Annotated in this window: 20 protein-coding genes; 7 read left to right on the plus strand and 13 right to left on the minus strand. The window is 62.6% G+C overall.

The genetic code is table 11. The features are described 5' to 3' along the window. Window positions 1–15 precede the first annotated feature (15 nt). From OJ996_RS08465 to OJ996_RS08475, 3 genes are read right to left on the minus strand one after another with little or no spacing between them, the layout of a single operon-like run. Window positions 16–1,392 carry a DUF2851 family protein gene (locus OJ996_RS08465; RefSeq protein WP_264513111.1) on the minus strand — a complete coding sequence of 459 codons (1,377 nt, stop codon included), beginning with the start codon at window positions 1,390–1,392 and terminating at the stop codon, window positions 16–18. After that, window positions 1,392–2,942 carry a TIGR03790 family protein gene (locus tag OJ996_RS08470; RefSeq protein WP_264513112.1) on the minus strand — a complete coding sequence of 517 codons (1,551 nt, stop codon included), beginning with the start codon at window positions 2,940–2,942 and terminating at the stop codon, window positions 1,392–1,394. The genes OJ996_RS08465 and OJ996_RS08470 overlap by 1 nt, the downstream gene beginning before the upstream one ends. Before the next feature lie 43 nt (window positions 2,943–2,985). Continuing rightward, window positions 2,986–3,771 carry an MBL fold metallo-hydrolase gene (locus OJ996_RS08475; protein ID WP_264513113.1) on the minus strand — a complete coding sequence of 262 codons (786 nt, stop codon included), beginning with the start codon at window positions 3,769–3,771 and terminating at the stop codon, window positions 2,986–2,988. A 48-nt stretch (window positions 3,772–3,819) separates the two neighbouring features. On the opposite strand from OJ996_RS08475, the gene recN reads away from it, so the two are divergent. The 7 genes from recN (at window position 3,820) to OJ996_RS08510 (ending at window position 10,307) form a co-directional block, all read left to right on the plus strand. Further along, window positions 3,820–5,475 carry a DNA repair protein RecN gene (gene recN, locus OJ996_RS08480; RefSeq protein WP_264513114.1) on the plus strand — a complete coding sequence of 552 codons (1,656 nt, stop codon included), beginning with the start codon at window positions 3,820–3,822 and terminating at the stop codon, window positions 5,473–5,475. A 76-nt stretch (window positions 5,476–5,551) separates the two neighbouring features. After that, complete coding sequence (locus OJ996_RS08485) at window positions 5,552–5,866, plus strand: DUF5808 domain-containing protein (RefSeq protein ID WP_264513115.1); 315 nt, start codon at window positions 5,552–5,554, stop codon at window positions 5,864–5,866. A gap of 53 nt (window positions 5,867–5,919) precedes the next feature. Then, window positions 5,920–6,186 (plus strand): type II toxin-antitoxin system PrlF family antitoxin, encoded by a 267-nt coding sequence (locus OJ996_RS08490; RefSeq protein WP_264513116.1) that lies wholly within the window; start codon window positions 5,920–5,922, stop codon window positions 6,184–6,186. Next, complete coding sequence (locus tag OJ996_RS08495) at window positions 6,183–6,572, plus strand: type II toxin-antitoxin system VapC family toxin (protein ID WP_264513117.1); 390 nt, start codon at window positions 6,183–6,185, stop codon at window positions 6,570–6,572. Before OJ996_RS08490 ends, OJ996_RS08495 begins: the two co-directional genes overlap by 4 nt. A gap of 17 nt (window positions 6,573–6,589) precedes the next feature. Next, a complete protein-coding gene (locus OJ996_RS08500) occupies window positions 6,590–7,147 on the plus strand; it encodes an ATP-dependent zinc protease family protein (RefSeq protein WP_264513118.1) in 558 nt (185 codons plus the stop codon). Next, window positions 7,144–8,049 (plus strand): 30S ribosomal protein S6--L-glutamate ligase, encoded by a 906-nt coding sequence (gene rimK, locus OJ996_RS08505; RefSeq protein ID WP_264513119.1) that lies wholly within the window; start codon window positions 7,144–7,146, stop codon window positions 8,047–8,049. The genes OJ996_RS08500 and rimK overlap by 4 nt, the downstream gene beginning before the upstream one ends. A 248-nt stretch (window positions 8,050–8,297) precedes the next feature. Then, the gene (locus OJ996_RS08510; RefSeq protein ID WP_264513120.1) at window positions 8,298–10,307 is read left to right on the plus strand and encodes a beta-N-acetylhexosaminidase; all 2,010 of its coding nucleotides are present in this window, start codon (window positions 8,298–8,300) and stop codon (window positions 10,305–10,307) included. 69 nt (window positions 10,308–10,376) lie between these two features. On the opposite strand, the gene OJ996_RS26415 is transcribed toward OJ996_RS08510, so the two are convergent. The 10 genes from OJ996_RS26415 to OJ996_RS08555 all read right to left on the minus strand — a co-directional run bounded on the left by OJ996_RS26415 (window position 10,377) and on the right by OJ996_RS08555 (window position 21,036). Beyond that, window positions 10,377–10,520, minus strand: a complete 144-nt coding sequence (locus OJ996_RS26415) for an SEC-C metal-binding domain-containing protein (protein ID WP_345783775.1) — start codon at window positions 10,518–10,520, stop codon at window positions 10,377–10,379. A 148-nt stretch (window positions 10,521–10,668) separates the two neighbouring features. Next, on the minus strand, window positions 10,669–12,012 hold the full coding sequence (locus OJ996_RS08515; protein WP_264513121.1) for a PA14 domain-containing protein: 1,344 nt from the start codon (window positions 12,010–12,012) through the stop codon (window positions 10,669–10,671). A 148-nt stretch (window positions 12,013–12,160) separates the two neighbouring features. Then, window positions 12,161–13,819, minus strand: a complete 1,659-nt coding sequence (locus OJ996_RS08520) for a prenyltransferase/squalene oxidase repeat-containing protein (protein ID WP_264513122.1) — start codon at window positions 13,817–13,819, stop codon at window positions 12,161–12,163. Window positions 13,820–13,936: 117 nt separating this feature from the next. Beyond that, a complete protein-coding gene (locus OJ996_RS08525) occupies window positions 13,937–14,398 on the minus strand; it encodes an ExbD/TolR family protein (protein WP_264513123.1) in 462 nt (153 codons plus the stop codon). A gap of 7 nt (window positions 14,399–14,405) precedes the next feature. After that, complete coding sequence (locus OJ996_RS08530) at window positions 14,406–14,840, minus strand: ExbD/TolR family protein (protein ID WP_264513124.1); 435 nt, start codon at window positions 14,838–14,840, stop codon at window positions 14,406–14,408. Window positions 14,841–14,941: 101 nt separating this feature from the next. Beyond that, window positions 14,942–15,721, minus strand: a complete 780-nt coding sequence (locus OJ996_RS08535) for a MotA/TolQ/ExbB proton channel family protein (protein WP_264513125.1) — start codon at window positions 15,719–15,721, stop codon at window positions 14,942–14,944. Window positions 15,722–15,855: 134 nt separating this feature from the next. Beyond that, complete coding sequence (locus OJ996_RS08540; protein WP_264513126.1) at window positions 15,856–16,710, minus strand: hypothetical protein; 855 nt, start codon at window positions 16,708–16,710, stop codon at window positions 15,856–15,858. Between the two features lie 11 nt (window positions 16,711–16,721). Next, a complete protein-coding gene (locus OJ996_RS08545) occupies window positions 16,722–19,610 on the minus strand; it encodes a tetratricopeptide repeat protein (protein ID WP_264513127.1) in 2,889 nt (962 codons plus the stop codon). Window positions 19,611–20,131: 521 nt separating this feature from the next. Beyond that, window positions 20,132–20,617 (minus strand): hypothetical protein, encoded by a 486-nt coding sequence (locus tag OJ996_RS08550; RefSeq protein WP_264513128.1) that lies wholly within the window; start codon window positions 20,615–20,617, stop codon window positions 20,132–20,134. Further along, complete coding sequence (locus OJ996_RS08555) at window positions 20,614–21,036, minus strand: ExbD/TolR family protein (protein WP_264513129.1); 423 nt, start codon at window positions 21,034–21,036, stop codon at window positions 20,614–20,616. The genes OJ996_RS08550 and OJ996_RS08555 overlap by 4 nt, the downstream gene beginning before the upstream one ends. Between the last annotated feature and the right edge of the window lie 4 nt (window positions 21,037–21,040).

Below are 21,040 nucleotides of genomic sequence, written 5' to 3' on the forward strand. Positions count from 1 at the left end.
CTCCATCCTGTTAGATCAACCGTCCGCTTTCGGCCTCCATTGCATCAACTGTTCCGGGAAGGGGCAGTCGGCGCAATCGCTGGAATCCTCCAGGCAGAAGTCCGCATAGATCTGGAGCAGCGCTTGATGATGTGCGGCCTTCTTCAGCCAGGGCGCGGCAGCCTCCTCGCTGCCGAAGAGCCGGATCGCACAGCGCTTGACCTTCTCATTGCGGGCCCCTGCGGGAACCTTCAGGTAGTCGGCGAAGGCTTGGCCCTCGTGCAGCGCGAGCGGGAACAGGTGATTGGCGAGCAACTCGGTGAGCTTGTCGCCGCCAAAGAGCGCGACCGGCCGCGCCGAGTTCGTGGAGGAGAGCGTGTGGCGATGGGTCCAGAATGGATCCGCCAGCTTGGCAAGGAAGTCGCCGAGACCCTTCACATCGAGAGGTTGCGAGAAGGCCAGCTTGCGGAACTTCGACCAGTTCTTTGCTAGAGCAGCGAGTGCGGCAACCCGGCGGTGAGGATGGTTTGCCGGCCGTTGGCCCGCGGCTTTCCATGGCAGCTTGTGGGAGGATTCCCAGCGGCCCCGGGCTTTCCACCAGGTGTCCCACAAAGTTCGCAAATGCTCGCGGGTGTCAGCCGGGGCCTTCTCATGCAAATCCGGAGCCAGGAATCCAGCTGCCCCGAAAAGCAGTGCCTCCGCATCGACACCCGCCTCTCGCACCGCGCTCAGCGGCATCCGTTGCGCCAGCAAGCGCATCGGCAGCGTGTTCGCCCGGTAGCCGAGCGTCTCCGCCACCGCATGATACAGCGCCGCATCCGGACCGTGCACATCCGCCGTGCGTAGGAAGCGCGCCGCCTTCAGCCTCGCCCGGTGCGTCGCGGCTTCGAGGATCAGCGCTGAAACCGCCACCGGCGACATCGCCGCCAGCGGATGGACGCAGCGCCCCGGCCGCGCGATCGCCGTCTCGCGCTGCGGTCGCATCAGCGCCTCTTCCAACTGCGCCGCCGTGATCGTTACCCGCGGCACCTCGCGGTGCTCATGCGTGCGGGTGAAGCTCTCTGTACCACCCGATTGAAAAACGACATGGAGCACCGTGCTGCCGAATGCGGGGTCGGCCCCATGCCCGTGTCCCTCCCAGTCGCTGGCCCGCTGGTCCAGCTCGATTGCTCCCTGCCCGAGTTCTCCAGCGATCTCCACGGAGGTGTGAAGGAAGTCCGGTCCGGCCGAGCGGTTCCACTCGCCGAATTGAACGATTCGCACCGCCTTCCCGGCGCCGTCCACGAAGTCGCGCCCGAATGCCCCCGCAAACCAAAGCGCCTGTAATTCCAACTCCGGCGGAAGAGGAGCACGTCCCGGCTCCGCAAGCGCGGATGCCCCGTGCACGCTATCGAGCAGTCCGCGGTAATCCATCACTTCTTCGGCTGTGCCGGCGGCGGGGAGGGTGGATCGATGACATTCAGCCAAGCTTGGGCCGCGACGGCTTCAGGCAGATTCGCGTAGAGAGTCCTCGCTCCGCGCAGGATGCTGATGGCGGAATCATTCCGCCCGCCCGCGCGGTCGATCGCGGCGATGTGGAGGTCCATCCGCAGGCGGTCGGGAGCGGCGGTGTAGTAGACCTTGGCGCGCTGGAAATCCACGGCCGCTTCCGCCGTCATCCGTTGCTCCGTCTTCATGAGCCCGAGGCTCTCCATGATCACGCCGCTCTTCAGCCGGTCCGCACCCTCCCGCAGCATGGCATCGAGCTGGCGCGGATCGTTCTGCCAGCGCATCGTGGCCAGTCGGATGGCGCGATACTCGCGGTCGGCTTCAGCCTTGTCGCCGGTACCGTCGATGTGGAGGTAGGGGCGGTAGAGAGGATCGCCGAGAACTACATTCTGCCAAGACATCACCGGCACCGCCATATAAGCCGCCTCCACCAAGGTATAGCCCGCCTTCAGGCGCGCCTGGAAGATGTCGAAGTGATGGGTCATCTCCAGATACGGCTCATGCACGTTACCGAGAGTGGCGGCGGCACCGCGTGCGAGCAGGGGTGCGCACCAGTTCTTGCCGGGATCCCGCAGCTGTGCCGCGCTGAAGGAGTGAAGGTGCACCGCGACGGCTCCTTTCTTGAACCGGAAGGTGGGATTGAGGAAAGGGCCGCTGACATTCCAATCGTACCAGCCATAATAGGAGACGACATCGCGCAGCGGGAAGTTGGTCGGCAGCGTATCTTGAAAGCGATCGACGAGTGTCGGGATGCCTGTCTCGCGGTTAGCACGGGCAATGGACTCCAGCCACGGATCTCCCAATTCGGTGTTGGTGTATTTCTTTGCGATATCGATCACCGCCATGCCCCAGAGCCCGGTCTTCTCCACTTCGACCGCATCGCGGATCATGCGTTCGCAAATCGCGCGCGAGGGTCCATCAATACGTCCCACCAAGGTGGTGGACATGTTCGTGTCGAAGACCGAGAGGTCCTGCTTGAAATACCTGTTGATGAGCGCGTTCGGGAGCGGCAGATCCTCGTTGCCGATCAAGGCAAGCTCGGAGTCCACGGCGGCTTCGGTGGTGTTGAGGGGGGGCGCGCCGCCCGGCACCATCTTCGGATCGTTAGGCTGGGCCGCGACACGGCTGGGCACGCCGTAGATGCAGGCGATGACCCGGATCTTCTTGCTTATCGGGATCAGTTTCCCTTCGTGCTCTTGGCGCTTCCACCAGCCGCGCTTGTCATACTCGGCTTTCAGCGGTTCGAGAATTCTGGTATTAAACTCCTCGCGGCTGACTTCCTCTTTTTCGGGCATCGGGAGCCCGACCAAGTTCTCCTCGGGGATCTTCCGCGCCTCCGCGTAGTAGGTGGCGATGGCTTTCGATTCCGACGATGAGGAGTTGTAGAGGACCGCGACGCTCTCCGGAACCGGCACCGCAGGAGCTGCCTGCAAGGCCGGGATAAGACACATCAAAAGACCGATCTGGCGAATCACCCGGAGAGCATGCCCGCCTCGCGCGATCAGGCAAGCCGGGGCTTCAGGCGCGGATCTTCAGGCCGTCATGGGCGACCAGCACGCCAGAGGGGAGGATCGCTTCGAGCTCGGAGTGGGGGTTTTCGTGGCTCAGGTGAGTGAGCCAGGCCCGTGGAACACCGCATTCGGTGATGATGGCGAGGGCTTCCTCGGTGGAGAGGTGGGTGGGGTGGGGCTGTTCCCGGAGGGCGTCGATGATCAGGATGTCCGCGCCCTCTAACAGATTCATGGTGGCCGGTGGCACATGTTTCACATCGGGAATATATGCCACCTTGGGGCCTTCGGGGGGCTCGAAGAGGAAGCCGACGGTATCGGCGTTCGCGTGCTGGACCGGCAGGGGGGTGATGCGCAGGTCGCCCACGGAGAAGGGGCCGTCGATCAGTTGAGGGTCCGGTTTGATATAGCCACGGAAAACGTTCTCGGTGGAAAAGGCCCAGCCGAACATGCGCTTGAGCACGCCCATGGTTTCAGGGGTGGCGTGGAGGGGGAGCGGGGACTCGCGGTGCCAGCAGAAGGCGCGCAATTCGTCGAAGCCGACCACGTGATCGACGTGGGCGTGGGTGTAGATCACGGCATCCACCTTGGTCAGGCCCTCGCGGAGCGCCTGGGCACGGAGGTCGGGTCCGGAGTCGACCAGCACGGAAATGTCCCCGCAGCGGACGTGGACGGAGGAACGGGTGCGCTTGTCACGGGGATCCTCCGAGTGACAAACCCGGCACGGACAACCGATCACCGGCACGCCCACCGAGGTTCCGGTGCCAAGAAAGGTCAGTTTGAAATCCGCCGCCATTGATTCGCCGGGCGACGCTTGCATAATGCGTCCGCCACGGCAAAGCCAATGCTCACCCTGCTCAAAATCCGTAACCTCGCCCTCGTGGATGAACTCGTTTGGGAACTCGGTCCCGGCCTTGTCGGCGTGACCGGGGAAACGGGCGCGGGAAAGTCTGTCATCGTCGGCGCCCTCAAACTAGTGCTCGGCGAGCGCGCCGACAAATCCCTGATCCGCACCGGGGAGGACATCTGCACGGTGGAAGCGGTCTTCGAGCTGAGCGATTCCGCGGAGATCGATGCGGCGCTGGCCGAGGGCGGGCTGGATCCCTGCGAGGATGGCTCGCTGATCGTGCGCCGGGTGATCGGGCAGAGCGCGAACCGGCAGTTCGTGAACGATTCGCCGGTGACGCTGGGCCTGCTGAAGCGGCTGGGCGAGCATCTGGTGGACCTGCACGGTCCCCATGATCACCAGTCCCTGCTTTCCACGGAGCGCCAGCTTTCGATGCTGGATGCCTATGCGGGCAGTGATGCCTCGCTCGAGTCCTACCGGGCCGCATGGCGGGCTTGGCGTGACAAGGAGGCGGAATTGGCAGACCTGCGGGTGGCCGAAACCGCGAGCACGCAGGAGCTGGATCTGCTGCGGCACCAGGTCACCGAGATCGATGCGGCGCAACTCAAGCCGGAGGAGGAAGACGAGATCGCCGACCGTTACCGGCGGGCGAGCAACGCGAGCCGCCTGGTCGAGCTTTCCGGTGCGGCGGCTGCAGCACTGGGCGAAGACGAGGCCGGGGTGCTGAAACGCCTGCTAGAGGTGCAGCGTCTGGTCCGGGATCTGGAGAAGCTGGATCCGGGCATCCGCGAGCGCACGCAGGGGCTGGAAGGGGCCGTGATGGAACTTCAGGAGCTGGAGCGGTCCTTGGCCGATTACGCGGAGGATCTCGACATCGACCCGGCGGAGGCTTCTCGCCTGGAGGATCGGGTGAATCTTTTCGAAACGTTGAAGCGGAAGTATGGCGGCGATCTGGCCGCGGTGCTGGCACAGCGGGATCGCGCGGCGGCGCGCCTCGATGCGGTGGAGAACCGCGGCGAGCGCTTGGAGCAGCTTGCCGCGGAGGCGGTGCAGTTGCGCGAAGCGACCGACAGGGCTGGCTTGGCCGTTTCCGCAAAACGCAAGAAGGCCGCCCCGAAGCTGGCGAAGGAGATTGCCTCGCAGCTCAAGGATCTCGGCTTCAAGCAGTCTTCCTTCGAGCTACAGGTGACGTCGAACAAGGAGCCGGGTGCTTCCGGCTTGGAAGGTATCGACTTCCTCTTCGGGCCGAATCCCGGCGAGCCCTTGCAACCGCTGCGGCAGATCGCTTCCAGCGGTGAGATCAGCCGTGTGATGCTGGCGGTGAAGAGCGCCTTGGCGGATCAGGATGCCACCCCGCTGATGGTTTTCGACGAGATCGATGCAAACGTGGGGGGCGAGATCGCCCGCGCGGTCGGCCGGAAGATGGCCACGCTGGGTGCGAGGCACCAAGTGGTGGCGATCACGCACTTCCCGCAGGTCGCGGCGCTCGCGGCGCGGCACTATGTGGTGGAGAAGGAAGTGGCCGGCGGCCGGACCCGCTCGCGGATGTTCCCGGTGAATGGGGAGAACCGGATTTCCGAGCTCGTCCGCATGCTGGGCGGAGGTGGGGAATCCGCCCGCGCGATGGCGGCCAGCCTGCTGGCGGAGGCCTGAACGATTGGAGAATGGGCGGCCGGTTCCACTTGAGTGGAACTGCGCAAGCAGTCTAGGTTTCGATATCACAGAGGCCATGAAACTGAGTGAACTGAACGAGATCCATGCTTCGCCCGCGAGTTGGAAGGCGGGCTTCTTCTACTACGCGCCGGGCGATCCGCGGTTGGTGGTGAGGAAGCGGCTGGCTTCGCTCGGATGGACCCTGAACTTTGCCCGGCCGATGGCGCTGCCATTCCTGTTAGGTACGGTAGGTATGTTCTTGGCAGGAATCTATGGTTTGGCTTCGGCGGACTTGTCGAATGAAGTGAAGTGGGTGACGACCCTCGGGTTGCTAGGCTCCTTGATCTTCATCTGGTCGTGGATGGCGAATCCGCGGCGCTACGTGGATTGAGATCCAGGTAAGGCTGATTTGACTCCGGTAAGGAAACTGCTAAAATTCCTTGTGTGACGCATTCGACCCTTACGAGTAAGAATCAGACCACGATCCCGAAAGCGGTGATCAAGGCGCTGAATCTGCGGCCGACCGACCAGCTCATCTATGAGATCGAGCCGGACGGAAGGGTGATGCTCTCGGCGAAGACCGGAACCTTCGCCAGCGTGGCGGAAGAGCTGGTGCCCAAGGGCCGGAAGAGCGGGGCGCGGACCGTGGAGCAGATGAAGGCTGCGGTGAAATCGATGGCACGGAAGAGGATGAATCGTTTGAAGGAATGACCGCACTCGATACCAACGTAATCGTGCGCTACCTGACGCAGGACGACGAAGAGCAGTTCACCAAGGTTCTTAAACTCCTGAGCAAGCCGAAGGCGGTCTTCTTTGTCTGCGATATCGTGCTGGTGGAGACGGACTGGGTGCTACGCGAATTGTACGATTGGTCGGGAAACGATGTCGCCGAGGCTTATTCCCGGCTGGCGACGATTCCCAATCTCATCTTCGAGAGCGAGAGCCGCTTGAGATCCGCTTTGAAGGCTGTACGCGACGGGGCAGACTTGTCCGACGAGTTGATCGTGCGCAGCTCACGGGAGCAGGGTGCGAAGGAGCTTTGCACCTTCGACAAAGGAATCCTGAAAAGGCATAAGACTTTTGCCCGCTTGCCTTGAGGCATGCCTTCCATTCCATGAAACGCAAGCCCCGCAGCTTCAAGGCCACACCTCAACAGGTGGATGCTCCTTCGGGCCAACTGGCGCGGGAGCTCGGGCTGCCGTGGAAGCAGGTCGGGATGCCGCGGCTGGTGCTGGGCCGTCGCGAGTGGATCGGCCTGCCGGAACTGGGCGTGGGGCCGCTGAACTCGAAGACCGATACCGGTGCCCGGACTTCCAGCCTGCATGCGGAGGAGATCCAGGTCACCCCGGATGGCCAGCATGTCTATTTCGTCACCAGCGATCACTATGGCCGGCGTGTCACCTGCGAGACGCCGATCGTGAGATCGACCAAAGTGAAGAGTTCCACCGGCGTGTCACGGCGACGATATGTGATCGAGACGGAAGCCATGCTCGCCGGCGGGTTCGCCTGGCGGATCCGGCTCACGCTGGCGAATCGGAAAGACATGCGGAGCCCTCTTCTTTTAGGGAGGCAGGCCCTCTCTGGATATTTTCTGATTGACCCGCAGGGGAATCACTTGAAGGGAGCGCTGCGCGATCTCGAAGCGCACTTCCCCGGCTGCCAACGCCCATGAAAATTCTCGTCCTCTCCCGCAACGCGAACCTCTACAGCACCTCCGCTCTCGTGAACGCTGCCCAAGCGCGGGGTCACGAAGTCCGCGTGGTGGATTACCTGCGCTGCTACATGAACATCACCGCGCACAATCCCAAGATCTTCATCGAGGGAGAGGAGCTTACTGCCGATGCCGTGATCCCGCGGATCGGTGCCAGCCACACCTTCTACGGCAATGCCGTGGTGCGGCAGTTCGAGATGATGGGTGTCTTCACCGTGAACGATTCGGTGGCGATCGCCCGTTCGCGCGACAAGCTGCGCAGCATGCAGCTGCTGGCGCGCAAGGGCGTGGGCCTGCCGATCACGGGCTTCGCCCACTCGACGGATGCGACCCGCGAGCTGATCAAGATGTGCGGTGGTGCGCCGCTGGTGATCAAGCTGCTCGAGGGAACCCAAGGAGTCGGCGTGGTGCTGGCGGAAACCGCGAAGGCGGCGGAGTCGGTGATCGAGGCTTTCAAGGGGCTGCGCGCGGACATCCTCGTGCAGGAATTCATCAAGGAAGCGAAGGGTGCGGACATCCGCTGCGTGGTGGTGGATGGCAAAGTGGTGGCCTCGATGAAGCGCCAGGCAGCGGAGGGTGAGTTCCGCTCGAACCTGCATCGCGGCGGTACCGCAGAGAAGGTGAAGATCACTCCGGAGGAGCGCTCCGTCGCGATCCGCGCTGCCAAGATCATGGGTTTGAATTTCGCGGGCGTGGACCTACTGCGCTCGAATCACGGGCCGGTGGTGATGGAGGTGAACTCCTCGCCCGGCCTCGAAGGGATCGAGAAGTCTTCCGGCAAGCCGGTGGCGGACATGGTGATCGACTTCATCGAGAAGTCCGCGGTGAAGCGCCCGAAGCCGCCGAAGCCGACGGACAAGTGATTTGCTCCCTTCGATCTGACTCCCAGGCGAGGGATTGGTGGAAGCGGTTGTTTGCGGATCCGGCGGTGAGGCATACGCTTACCTGACATCGGGTTTAGAATAACCCTATCGGTCCGTGCCCGGGGCATTCGGGATCGCTTGCCGCGAGAACTGCTTCGTCCGCACACGGCGTGTGCGGACGACTTTCGTGTGCGGACTACCTTATTTCCCGGTTGTTCCGCGGGGAGGGATTCGCTGAACTGCGATTCATGCGCAAAGCTTTGCTCGCTGCTGCCCTCGTTTCGTGCCTCGCCGCTGAACCGGCGATCATCCCGCTCCCGAAGGAGATGAAGGCGGGGGAGGGGAGCTTCCCGATCGTCCCGAACACCAGCGTCCGCTATGAGGGCGCGCTGGATCAGGTGGCCAAGCTTTTCGCCGACGATCTCGGAGCGCGGACGGGCAACCGTGCCGCTCCGCTACGCGAGGACCCACTGATCGAGTTGGCTTCCGAGATTCGCTTGAAGCTCGATCCCGCGTTGCCTCTGCGCCCGGGTGGCTACAAGCTGGAGGTGAGCCCGGAGGGGACCATGGTGACGGGCAAGGATATGGCGGGCGTATGGTATGGCACGCGGAGCCTGTTGCAGCTGCTGCCGCCGATCGGCAGCGCGGATTGGAAGAAGGGTGCCGCGATCCCCGCCGTCTCCATCACCGACGAGCCCCGCTTCGGCTGGCGCGGCATGCATCTGGATGTTTCGCGCCATCTCCACGCGGTGGAGGATATCAAGAAGTTCATCGACTGGCTGGCCTTCCACAAGCTGAACACCCTGCACTGGCACATCACGGATGACCAAGGCTGGCGGGTGGAGATCAAGAAGTATCCGAAGCTGACGGAGATCGGCGGCTACCGCGATTCCACGCCGCCCTATGGGAACCGCGACTCCGACGATGGCAAGCGCTATGGCGGCTTCTACACGCAGGAGCAGATCAAAGAGGTGGTGGCCTATGCCGCCGCACGACAGATCGCGGTGGTGCCTGAGATCGACATGCCGGGCCACATGGCGGCGGCGATCACGGCTTATCCGGAGCTGGGGAACTCGGACATCCCGAACTACAGCCCGAAGGTCCGGAACCGCTGGGGAATTCATTTCGACACGCTGGCTCCGACCGAGGAGACCTTCAAATTCGTCGACGATGTCCTCACCGAGATCTGCGCGATCTTTCCCTCCACCTACATCCACATCGGCGGTGACGAGGCACCGAAAGATCAATGGGAGCAATCCCCGCGGGTGCGGGAGCTGATGAAGAAAGAGGGGATGAAGGACGGGCACGACGTGCAGAGCTACTTCGTGAAGCGGGTGGAGAAGATCCTGGCGGCGAAGGGGCGCAAGCTGATCGGCTGGGACGAGATCCGCGAGGGTGGCCTGGCTCCGAACGCGACGGTGATGTCCTGGCGCGGGGAAGCAGGTGCGGTGGCCTCCGCGAAGGAAGGGCACGACGTGGTGATGGCATCAACCAGCCACCTCTACCTCGATCACTACCAACTGCCGAAGAACCCGGAACTGGCCAAGGGCGTGGAGTTCGAGGCATGGGGTGGCTTCCAGCCGATCTATAATGTCTACTCCTACGATCCCGTGCCAAAGGGGCTGAATGCGGAGGAGGCGAAGCATATCCTGGGCGTGCAGGCGCAGCTCTGGGCCGAGTATCTGAAGACTTGGGACAAGGTGGAGTATACCGCCTTCCCGCGGATCGCCGCGCTGGCGGAGATCGCTTGGACACCGGTGGAGAAGAAGAACTACGAGGACTTCCGTAGCCGGTTGGACCCGATCATGGCGCACTACAAGGCGGCGGGCGTGCGGCATGCCCAGCCGCTGGCCCCGCCGAAGCGGCAGACGAAGGATGGCAGCACGATCGAGACCTCGCTCAGGTCCTTCCGTGCCGAGTTCCTGTGGCCGGAGCTTGCTTACGACGGCGACCCGGAGACCTTCTTCTGGTCCGCGGCGAAGCTGAAGGCGGGTGATCACTTCACGCTTACCCTGCGTGCTGCTGTCTCCGGCAAGAAGGTGAAGGTGGTGACGGGCGACAAGGTGGGCCCCTTCACCGACAAGCTCGACCGGGGCGTGCTGGAGGCTTCCAGCAATGGCCAGCAGTGGACCGAGATCACGGCCTTCAAGGATGGTGTAGCGGAGGGCACTGCCCCCGAAGGCACGACCAGCCTGCGGATCCGCGTGACGGCCGCGCAGGAGCACTGGATCTCGATCGGGGAGATCGAAATCGAGTAAAATGACAAGGGGTGCGCCAGCTGAAACCGGCGCACCCGTTAGAAGAAGATCACTCCCTAAAAGTAGTGATCACGCAGGGCACCATCGTAATCGCCGGTGCGCATGCAGCAGTTCTTGAAATTTGGAACTGGAACCGCAGGGACAGGGATCGTTCCTGCCGAGCTTTTCGCTGAGTTCCTTGTCACCATTCACCACCCGGTGGCCGCGCTTCACACGGGTTTCGGATGGGTAGCCTCTGCGGCGCTTACTGGAGCGCTCGTAGAAAGCAGTCGTCGTTCTGTGATGTGGAGTTCTTCATGATGTCCTCCTAGTTGGATTCGCAGCGCACCATGGGGAGACACGCCGCGCTTGTCCAGAGGCATCAGAAGTCGAGCTTGCCGCGGCCTTGCACGCGCTTCCAGACGGGGCCCTGCGGGTCGTAGGGAGGGGCGTTGTCGACGGTGGTGGCTGCGGGTAACTCGCTATCGAGGCGGAAGAGCGGGAAGACCGGCGCACCGCTCGGGCTAGCCGTATACTTCTGGCCGATCTCCTCGATCAAGAGGGAGGCGCAGAAGAGACCACCGGGAATCTCGCTAATGAGGATCTCGATGGGATAGGTCTTGCCTGCTTCCGCTTCGAACTCCTTGCCAACGGCGAGTCCACCGATGGCACCGTTCCAGTTCCGGGTGGATTCATATTCGTGGAACTGCACGGGCAGCTTCATCGGGTAATCCTTCTTCAGCTTGGCGAGCATGTTGTCATCCTCGGCTTCCTCCTTGAGCACCTTGATGCCATTCCCGGCGAGGTAGACACCGGTGGTGCCGGAGGTGAATCCGTGGTCGAAGACATGCTTGCCGTTGAAGCGCACGACCAACACGTCGTCCCCGGCACCGACGAAGCGGTACTTGCCGCTGCGGGGCGGGGTGACCATGCCGCGGTAGACCACGATCCAGCGGCTCGGCTGCACTTCCTTTTCGCAGTTGAAGGCGGCGGGGGCTCCATCCGCGGGCATGACCGGCATGTAGATCTTCGTTTGGTAGAGCTTCTGGCTGGCGCGGTAGTAATCGTTCAGGATGCTTTCCTTCCAGCCGCGGTTCACGAACTCGGCGATGATGTCGCGGATGCTCTCGTTGGTGACGTCGGACTCCTTGCGCTTCGAGGTCTGCTTGAGGTCGTAGAAGGTCCCTTCAAGAGCGTTCTCGTTCGGATTGATCATGCCAAAGGGATTGACCAGGCCGGTACCTTCCCCCTTGCCCATACCCATGCCATCGCCGAAGCCCTTGCCGGTGCCATTCCCGCGGCCGCCGCCGCTGCCGCTACCCCCCAGGCCGCCCGACAGGCCGCCCGAGCCGAAGGTGCCGAGCGAGGCCATCTGCGAGCTGGGATCCTGATCCGGCAGGGCGATCTGACTGACCGCTCCTTCCACCACGATGCGAGACATGTTCGGCCGCATCATGTTGGCGCGCTGCTTCTGCTGGCTGCGCTCGCTGGTCGAGGGATCGCCGCCGCCGCCACCGGTGGGCATGAAGTTCACGTTCTTCTCTTTGTCCACGGGCGGGATGATCCGGAAGACCCAAGCCGCGCCGATGCAAAGCACGATCACGTGGATGAGAACCGAAACGGAAAGCGATCCGCCGCCGAGTCTCCGCCAGAAGGAGAGCTTGGGTTTCACATAGACCACCGCCGGTTCTTCCTCCGGCTCGAGATAGGGTTCTTCGTTTGTCATCGGATGCTATGCGGCGAAACGAAGGCGGCAGGAAAAGCTTAGGAAAAAGAGCCGCGGCTCCCCGATTGGGTGGCGATGCAGGGACAATAAAAAAGCCCCGGTCGACTGGCGACCGGGGCTCTGGTGAAGTTGGGCGAAGCTCGCTGGCTCAGATCTGGCGGCGACCGCCACCGATACCACCACCGCCACCGGTGCTGAGGAAGCGGTAGTAGACCTCCAGCATCAGCGTGCAGAGGGCGGTGCGGTAGATCTGGCCGTCCAGATTGTTATCGGCGTAGCGGGCGGCCACGGCGCGGATCGGCTGGCCACCACCCGGGATCTTCCATGAACCATCGGACTCCTGGTTGTTCAGGAGCTGGTCGCGGAACATTTCGTTGTAGAACTTCCAGTCGTCACCACCGCGCTGCATCATGGCCTGCGACTCATAGTAGTGGGCGTAGAGGTCGGAGTTCGCGGTGTTGTACTCGAATTTGCTCTTCTCGCGGATGTAGTCGGCACCGCGCTTGACGGGGGACTGGCCACCCTTGCCCCACATCTGGTGGCAGAGCATGCCCACGCCGGTGAGGGTGTGGTAATCGAGGCCGCCGGAAGGAGCACCGTTGGTGTAGCCGAAGCCGCCGCTCTCATCCTGGCACTTCACGAGGTAGGCGAGGCCCTTGTTCACCGCGCCGGTCATGCCGCGGAACTTGAGGGTCTTTTTGGCATGGTCGCAGGCCTTGAGCGCTTGGATCTGCCAGCCGGCGATGGAAACGTCGCCACCACGGTCGTTCTCGGTCTCGTAGGAGTAGTCCCAGCCGCCGCTGTCGTGCTGGTTGTCGATGATGTATTGGCCGGCCTTCTGGGTGACATCGAGCAGCCCGGGGACATCGACCTTGAGCTGGGTGCAGAAGGTGGTGGCTTCGCCGAGAGCGTAGGTGGCGATGCCGTGCTCGTAGGGCCAGTGCTTGTCACCGAGGTTGGTGGAGAGCTTGCCCTCGTTGCGGTTGCCGAGGTTCACGAGGTAGACGATGGCCTTCATGCAGGACTCGCCGTATTCCTCGGAGACGGGGGTTTCGCAGTGGCCGAAGTAGGCGAGCAGGGCGAGGCCGGTCATGGCGGCCTGGTTGTTGTTACCCCACGAGCCGTCGGAGTTTTGCTTCGACTTGAGCCAGGCGAGGGCCTTCTTCACGGCCTCCTCGCAGGCGGGGGTGCCGCCGTTCTGGGTCAGGCGCTCCAAGCGGTCCTCCGCGGAGCAGCGCTTGCGCATGTCTTCCGGGATCAGGCCGAAGAGCTGGCCGCTGCCGCCGCCGCCGAAACCGAAGCCTTTGCCATCGCCGCGGCCACCGCCGCTGCCATTGCCGAAGCCGCTACCGCTGCCTGCACCGCCGAGACCGCCGGACATACCGCCGCCGCTGAGCGAGCTGAGGGTGGACATTTCACCGAAGTTGTCGCCCGGATCGGGGATCGCGAAGGTGGAGGTCCCGCCTTCCGCGAAGACGCGCTTCACGTTCTGGGAAGGTGTGATCTGGGCCTTCTTCTTCTGGACCTCATACTGCATCCCACGCTCGCCGCCGCCGCCGCCACCGCCGCCGTTCGGCATGAAGTCGACGGTCTTTTCCGGCGGGTAGATCACGCGGAAGACCCAGAAAGCTCCGACCACGAGGATCACCACGTGGACAAGAATGGCGATCGAAAGGGCGCCGCCGCCCAGCCGCTGCCAGAGGGTGAGCTTCCGCTTTTCCAAGAGCACGGGGCCTTGATGCTGCTGCATCTCGGCATCGTTCGTTTCGTAGTATTCAAACGATCCGTCGTCGTTCTGATCGCTCATGACAGGGGTGATTCGGGGTTTTGGGGAGCTAGAGTGGTAAAATAACAGATTCCCTCCCGAATACGAGCTTCGGGAGGGCGGAAAATTCCGATTCTGAAAAAGGTCGGGTAAGCCGGGTTACTCGGGGGCTCCGGCTTGGAAGGTCACGTTCGAGATCTGGGCGCGAGTCAGGGCGTCCAAGACGTCCACCACGCGCTCATACTTGGCCATCTCGTTAGCGTAGATGGTGACAAGCACCTCGGACTGAGTGGCTTCAGCACTTTGCTTGAGAGCGTAAAGGTTGGATGCCAACTGGGGCAGTTCCTTTGCTTCCGGGGTATCGAGCGCTTCTTCGTTCAGGTAGACCTGACCGTCGTCCTCCACCACGATGGAGATCTCATCCGGCATGCTGGTGGGCGTGTCGGTGGCCTCGGTCGTGCCGGGGAGCTTGGTGATGTGGGCGTTCTCCACCTGGATGTCACCCGCCTGCACGATGAAGAAGAGGAGGATGACGAACACCACGTCGATCATCGGTGCGATCTGGAATCCCAGATTCACCTCGGCGGGCCGTTTTCTGCGGTCTCTGGCCTTGGTTTTCATCGGCGTGTCACTTGTTGGAGGATGCGAAGGCGATGTCGGCGATGCCGGCTTCACCGATCAGGTTCATGACGCGCTGGATTTCTCCGGCAGGCAGGCCCTTGTCACCGCGGACCACCACGCGGGTGAGCGGATCCTTCACCTTGATGGCTTGAAGGATGGGGACCACTTCCTGCCAGTCCTCATGGACCACGTCGTCCATGGTCAGGACGCCCTTGTTGGTGTTGGCATCGTAGCGGAGGTTCACCGCCACTTCATGCTTGGCCATTTCGGGCTCCTTCTTCTTGGCATTCGCCGAGACCGGCAGCGTCAGGTTCTTGTCCACCTTGAGCACCTCGGCCGAGGTGATCATGACGAAGAACACGAGCAGCACGAGCAGCACGTCGATCATCGGGGCAATCTGGAACTCCGGTTCCCCGTCTCCTCCACCTCCACCACCACCCATGGTATTAGATTCTTAAAGGGTTGTTTTTTAGAATGAAAACCGCTCGCGGGAGAGAATCCCGGAACCGGGGGACCGGCTCCGGGGTGCCCGCGGACGGGTGATCAGCCTTCCGGATTCTCGATCCAGTTCGGCAGGGCGGCGTAGGTTTCTTCCTGACCCACGTCGGTGTTCTGGAGATACTCGTAGGGAGCATTGCGGAAGAGGCGCTCGGACTCGTCCTGAAGCTGGTGGATGGCACCCTGCAGCTTGTTGCGCAGGAAGTAGAAGGCCATGAAGGCCGGGATGGCGACGAGAAGACCGGTAGCGGTGGCGACGAGCACCTCACCGATGTGGCCGGCCAGCGGACCGACGCCGCCGGAGAGACTGCCAGTGCCCAGTTCGCCGAAGGCGCCCTTCATACCGAACACCGTACCGAGCAGACCGATCATCGGGGCGCAGACACCGATAACGGAGAGGTAGTTGATGCGGGTCTGGAGCGTGGAGTTGATCTTGTCCACGGTGGAGTAGATCGCTTCTTCGGTGGCATCCTTGCCGTGACCGATGGAACCGAGGCCGGCGCGGACGACTTCCGCGTAGGGGCTGACGGCGGCCTTCATCTCCTGATAGGCGCCCACGTAGTCACCGGCACGGAAGCGGTCCTGGGCGGTGGCGACGTCTTCCGGCGGGGTCATCTTCGGGCGGTTCGTGCGGATCCACACGTCGATGATGAGCCAGACCATGGCGATCGAGCAGATCAGCAGCACGTGCATGACCCAGCCACCTTCCGAGTAAAGAGTGAGCAGGGACTCTTTCTTGCCTTCGGCGTGGGCGGCGTCGGCCGCAAATGCGGTCATCGGGCAGAGGAGGGTGAAGGCGAGAGCAGCCTTGGAGGTCAGTTTCATGTAGCTGGTTTTATCGATTTTTGTGAGAGCTTGGCGGGGAGCGGAGGCGAGGGGAAGCGTTAGTTGTAGGGGAAGTGCCTACAACACCGGATTTTCCGGCGTGGAGACATCCCCTTGTAACGTGGCAGCGGCAGTTACTTTAGGCCATCCAGCGCTTTTGTAGCGGCGGCACCCAAGGCGGTGCCCTTGCTGCCGCGGGCGGCGGAGGTCAGCAAGGAAAGGGCTTCTTCGCGACGGTCGGGTTTCAGTTTGACCAAGTCCGCGGCATTCATTTCCGCGGCGCTGGTGAGGATCAGGCCGCCGGCGGGGTAGAGGCAGCCGACGGAGAGGTAGTGCTCCAGGGCTTCGTCATTGCGATCCACCTTCTTGAGCAGCTTGGCGGCGAAGTAGGAGGCAAAGGCGTTGATCTCCTCGGGGTTGTTGTCCGAGATCAGGCCGGTGAGGGCCTTGAGGCGGTCGTCGAACTTCACGGTCAGCGGCAGGGAGAGGGCTTGGCCCAGCTTTACCACCGGTTCCACGCCGGGATCGGTGGTGGCGTCGGCGATTTCCTTGCCGAGGGCCTCGGCCTTGCCGGGCTCGTTGTAGAGGTAGTAGGCGATCACGGCGGAGCGCGCGGCTTCCAACCAGTAATTGCCGGGGACCTGGGAGGTCACGCGATGGCTGGTGACGACGGGCTCAAGTTGTTCCAGCGCCTTCGCAGGCTCCTCCAGAAGAATCAGCGCGGTGCCGCGATTGATGGCGGCGGGCTTCTCTCCGGAGACGTGGGAGGCGGCGGCGAGCGGGAAGGAATTGCCGGGGGCGAAGGAATCGCTGGCGGTCTTCACGACGAACTTGCCACCTTCAAAGGAGACATTCGCCAAGGGCAGCGAGCGACCGTTCAGGAGCACCAGGCGCGAGCCTTCCGCCTGGGCGTGAAGGACCGGGGCCGAGAAGGCGAAGAGCGAGAGGGCCAGCGCGGCGGAGCGGCCGAAGGAATAGGGATTTTTCATAGGGCCGGAGATTATTGAGCGGTGAGGGCCTTCTTGCCGAATTCAGTGTCCTTGAGCTTTGGGTTCGCCTTCAGCTCGTCGAGGGTCTTCTGAGCGAGTTCGCGGTCGCCGAGATCCTTCGCGGTTTCGTAAGCGCGATACATCGCCTCGGCGGCGATTTCGGGCTCCTTGCCGGCGGTGAGGTAGACGCGCTGGAGATAGCCGTGGGCCTTCTTCAGGGTTTCGATGCTGCCCTTGGTGTCCTGCTTCTTGGCCTTCTGGCGCAGGACATCGGCGAGGATCATGTAGGACTTCGGAACGAAGGGTCCGCGGAAGGAGCGGTCACCTGCGATCTGCAGGGCGAGGGCTTCGGCCTCGTCGTATTTCTCGAGGTCGCGCAGGGCCACCAGCTTGCCGTAGGTGGCTTCCTTGAAGCGGGACATGCCGGGGATGTTGGTCAGCGCGTCATCGAAGATCTCGAGCGCCTTCTGCGGCTCCTTGCGGGCGAGGGCGACCTGACCGAGGCCGACCGGGCCGGCATCGGAGAAGCCGGATTCCTTGTAGCGGTCGGCGAGGCGGCGGAACATTTCCTCCGCGCGGTCGAGATTGCCGCTCTTGAGCAGGATCTCACCGCAGGCGGAAAGCAGGGCCGGGCTCAGGGCGTCGGCAGGGATGCTCTCGTCATTGGCGATGCCGGTGAGATAACCTTCCGCCTTCGAGGTATCGCGCATCGCAAGTGCCAACTGGGCGCGGCCGTAGTAGATGCGGGCGTTGGTGGTGGAGTTCTCCTTGCCCTCGGCCGCCTTGGTCAGCATTTCGTTGAGCTTGGTGTCCAGCTCCTGGGCCAGCTCGGGGGTGCGCTTGCGCGGCACCATCGCCTTGACGATCTCGGTGATGAGGAATTCAACCTGTTCCTTCTCCGGGTTGCCGATGTTCTTGGACATCATCTCGGAGAGGAGCTGGGCACCTTCCTCGGGCTTGCCGAGGCGGGTCATCGCCTTGGAGACCCAGTTCGCGCTCATCAGCGCCATCTGGTGATCCGGACGCTCCTTCAGGAACTTGCCGTGGAGGTCCGCGATGCCCTGCCAGTCCTTGCGGCCCTGCAGGATCGAGGTGGCCGAGTCCATGGCGTATTGGATCACGTCGTCCGGGCTATTGGTCCAGACGGCTTGAATGTAGCACTTGAGCGCTTCGTCCTCGTAGTTCTTGAGTTCCTTGGCGGACTTCTCCTGATCCTTCGGATCGGTGGGCTTCATCTTCTTCCACGTGTCCGCCATCAGGCTGAGCATGGAACCGGCGGCCGCATCGTCCGGCCTTTTGGCGAGATAGCCGCTGAGATTGTCGATGATGTTCTTGGACTGGTCGACTTCCTTGTCGTTCGAGTCGATGAATGCCAGGCGGTAGTACATGTCGCCCGCGTAGTGGCCTTCCGGGAAGGTATCGAGGTAGTTGCGGCACCACTGCAGCGTCTCCTTGTATTTGTTGGAGAGGAAGTAGGCCATGGCGATGCGATACATCGCGTTTTCCTTGAGCGTGCTGCTCGGGAAGTCTTTGAGGAACTTCTCCAGCATCTCCGCGGAGGGGAGGAACTCGCCGAGCTGGAACTTCGCGACGGCTTGGTAGAAGGAGAAGCGGTCGAGCGAAGGGGACTGCGGGAACTTCGCGGCGAGATCCTCGTAGAACTTCAGCACCTCGTCCCACTTGCCGGTCTGGACCAGGACTTCACCGGCGAGGGTGGCGACCTGCTCGATGTTCGGCGCGTCCGGATACTTGGTCAGGAAGGCATTGGAGAGTTCACGGATCTTCGCCGTGTCCTTCGTCATGTTGTAGATGACGATCTCCGCGTAGGCGGCGGACTGGGCGTCCTTCGCGTCGGCGTGTTTCTCGCGCAGGGTGCGGAAGCAGAGCAGGGCTTCCTCGAAGCGATCCATGTAGTAGTAGCAGCGGCCGCGGCGCATCAGCAGCGCGGCGTCGAGGTCCTTCAGATCCTCGATCGCCTTCTTGGCTTCCTCGTTCAGCTTTAGCGAGGCTTCCGTCATAGTGACTTGTTCACCCACGTTCGAGCGCTGCTCGACGGGTCTCTTCTCCTCGGCGGCCATGCGCTTCTTGAGGAGGTCGAGCTCCTTGCGCATGCTTTCCAGCGAGGCGCCCTGGATCTTCAGGATCTGCTCGCGGGAGGGGATGGAGCGGTAGATGGCGAGGGCGGCCTCGTAGTTCTCGCTGCCCACCATGTTGTCGCCCTTCACCACGACCTGGTTGGTGTACCAAGCGATGGCATCGCGGACGCCCGGCTGGGCGATCAGGCGGTCGAGATAGACGACGAGGTCGTCGAGCTGGGAGGTTTCAGCTAGCAGGCCGATGACCTCCACGGCCGCGGCGGTCTGCTGCGGAGTGCGGACGTCCGAGCCCATGAGGGTGCGGAAAACCTTGAGCGCTTCCTCCGCCTGGTCGTTCTGAATGTAGACTTGGCCGAGAGAGAGGCCGGCCTCGGTGCGGAACTTCGGATCGAGAGCGGCTTTTTTGAGGGCTTCGATCGCGACGGGGCGCTTTTCATCCGACCCCTGTTCGATCGCGGCGCGGCCGATGCCGAGGAAGCAGCGGCTGGTGTAGTCACCCTTGGGGAACTTCTTGGCGCAATCGTCAAAGGCCTTTTCGGCCTCGGCTGGGTTGCCCCCGAGCAACTGGGCCAGGCCGAGATTGAAGTGGAGCATCTCCAAGGTCGGCTGGAGCTCGGGGCTCTTCGCGTTCGGCGCGGCGGCCAAGGCCTTGATGAGTTCGGTAAGCTTCCCGGCGGCGACACCGTATTCCTTCGAGCCGAAGGCTTTCTCGGCCTCGCTGAAGAGACGGTTGAGAGTAGCTGGTGCCACCGGTGCAGCCGGGGGCGCGGGAGCTTGTGCCATCACCAATCCGGGTGAGGCCACGAGCAGGAAGGCACTGAGCAAATGCCGGGGGATTTGGGATTTTGCCACTCTCATAAGAGGGGAAATTTTTCGCTTTGACCCCCCTTGTCAAGCGGTAGTTGGAAACTGCGGAAATCCCTGTAAAACAGGGAATGGGGGGCGATTCCGGAACTGTGTTTATGGGTAATATATGATGTGAATGCAACCCACGCGATCATGCGGGGAGGGCTTTCGTTCACTTTCAGCGAGTCCGGTGAATGTACATGGAAACATGCGGTTGATACTCCAAGTGGCGGGCATGCCAGGAATCGCACCGGGTGTTAGGGCAAGAAGGGGCAAGGCGGCGTCTGGAGAATTCTGACATCCGCCGCTTGCCGGATGCCGGAGCCTGCTTCACCCGTGGAAGAGCGTTTGGCGGCAAATGGCAGGTCTGCGCTTCTGTAAAACATTATTAATGAAATGCCTTAGTGCTGCAAGGCGCTTGGCAAGACAATCAGCCGGTCCCTAGGGAAAAGCGGGGGCTATCCAGCGGCGACGGCCCTTTATTGGGCGGCGGCTTTTCTCAACTGCGCCACGGCTTCGTCGAGACGCTTGCGGGTGGACACCAGGCTGGCATTGAGCTCGGTGAGCCGGTCGGTCGCTTCCTTGAGCTTGGTATCGCGCAGGGCGATCGCCTCGTCGCGAGCCTTCACGGCCTCTTCCCACTCCTTGACCTTGGTCTGGGCATCGGTGAGGGCCTTCACGTTGGCATCGAACTGGACACTTTGCTCGGCGAGTTGCTTTTCGGCAGCTTCGGCCGAGGCTTGGATCGACTCGATCGAGGATTTGAGACCTTCCACGTCCGATTGCAGCAGCCTGGCGCGCTCCTCTACTTCCAGCCGGGCGTTCTTCTCGAGAATGGTCTGGCTGCGGGCTTCGTGGAGGTCCTTGGCGACGGACTTGCCGTCGAACCACTGCACGAGGATGAAGCTGGCAAGCACGACGCAGCCGACGGCATTGACGATGGGCAGGGTGCGGGCGGGGATCACCGGGGATTTTTCGTTTCGAAGCTAACCTTGTCGATTCCCGCGGCGCGGACGGCGTCCATGATGGAGAGGACCTGATGGTGCAGGCAGTTCTGATCGGCGGCGATCATCACGCGGGTGTCTTCATTCGGCGGCAGCGCCTTGAGTCGCTCGGTCACTTCCGAGGGTGTCACGATCTTGGTATCCCAAGTGACGACGCCATGTTCGTCCACGGCGAGGTGGAGCGGCGGGGCCTTCTGCTGCTTGTCCGAAGTGGCCATGGTGGGCAGCTTCAGGTTCACGCGATGGACCTGCGTCATGGTCAGGCTGACCATCATGAAGCTGGCGAGCAGGAAGAACATGATGTCGATCAGCGGCACGATCTCGATGCGCGCTTCGTCCTCGTGGTCCTCGCCACTACCTCCCTGGAGTTTGACCGGCATCGCT

Source organism: Luteolibacter rhizosphaerae (genome assembly GCF_025950095.1).
GTDB classification, from domain to species: Bacteria; Verrucomicrobiota; Verrucomicrobiia; order Verrucomicrobiales; family Akkermansiaceae; genus Haloferula; species Haloferula rhizosphaerae.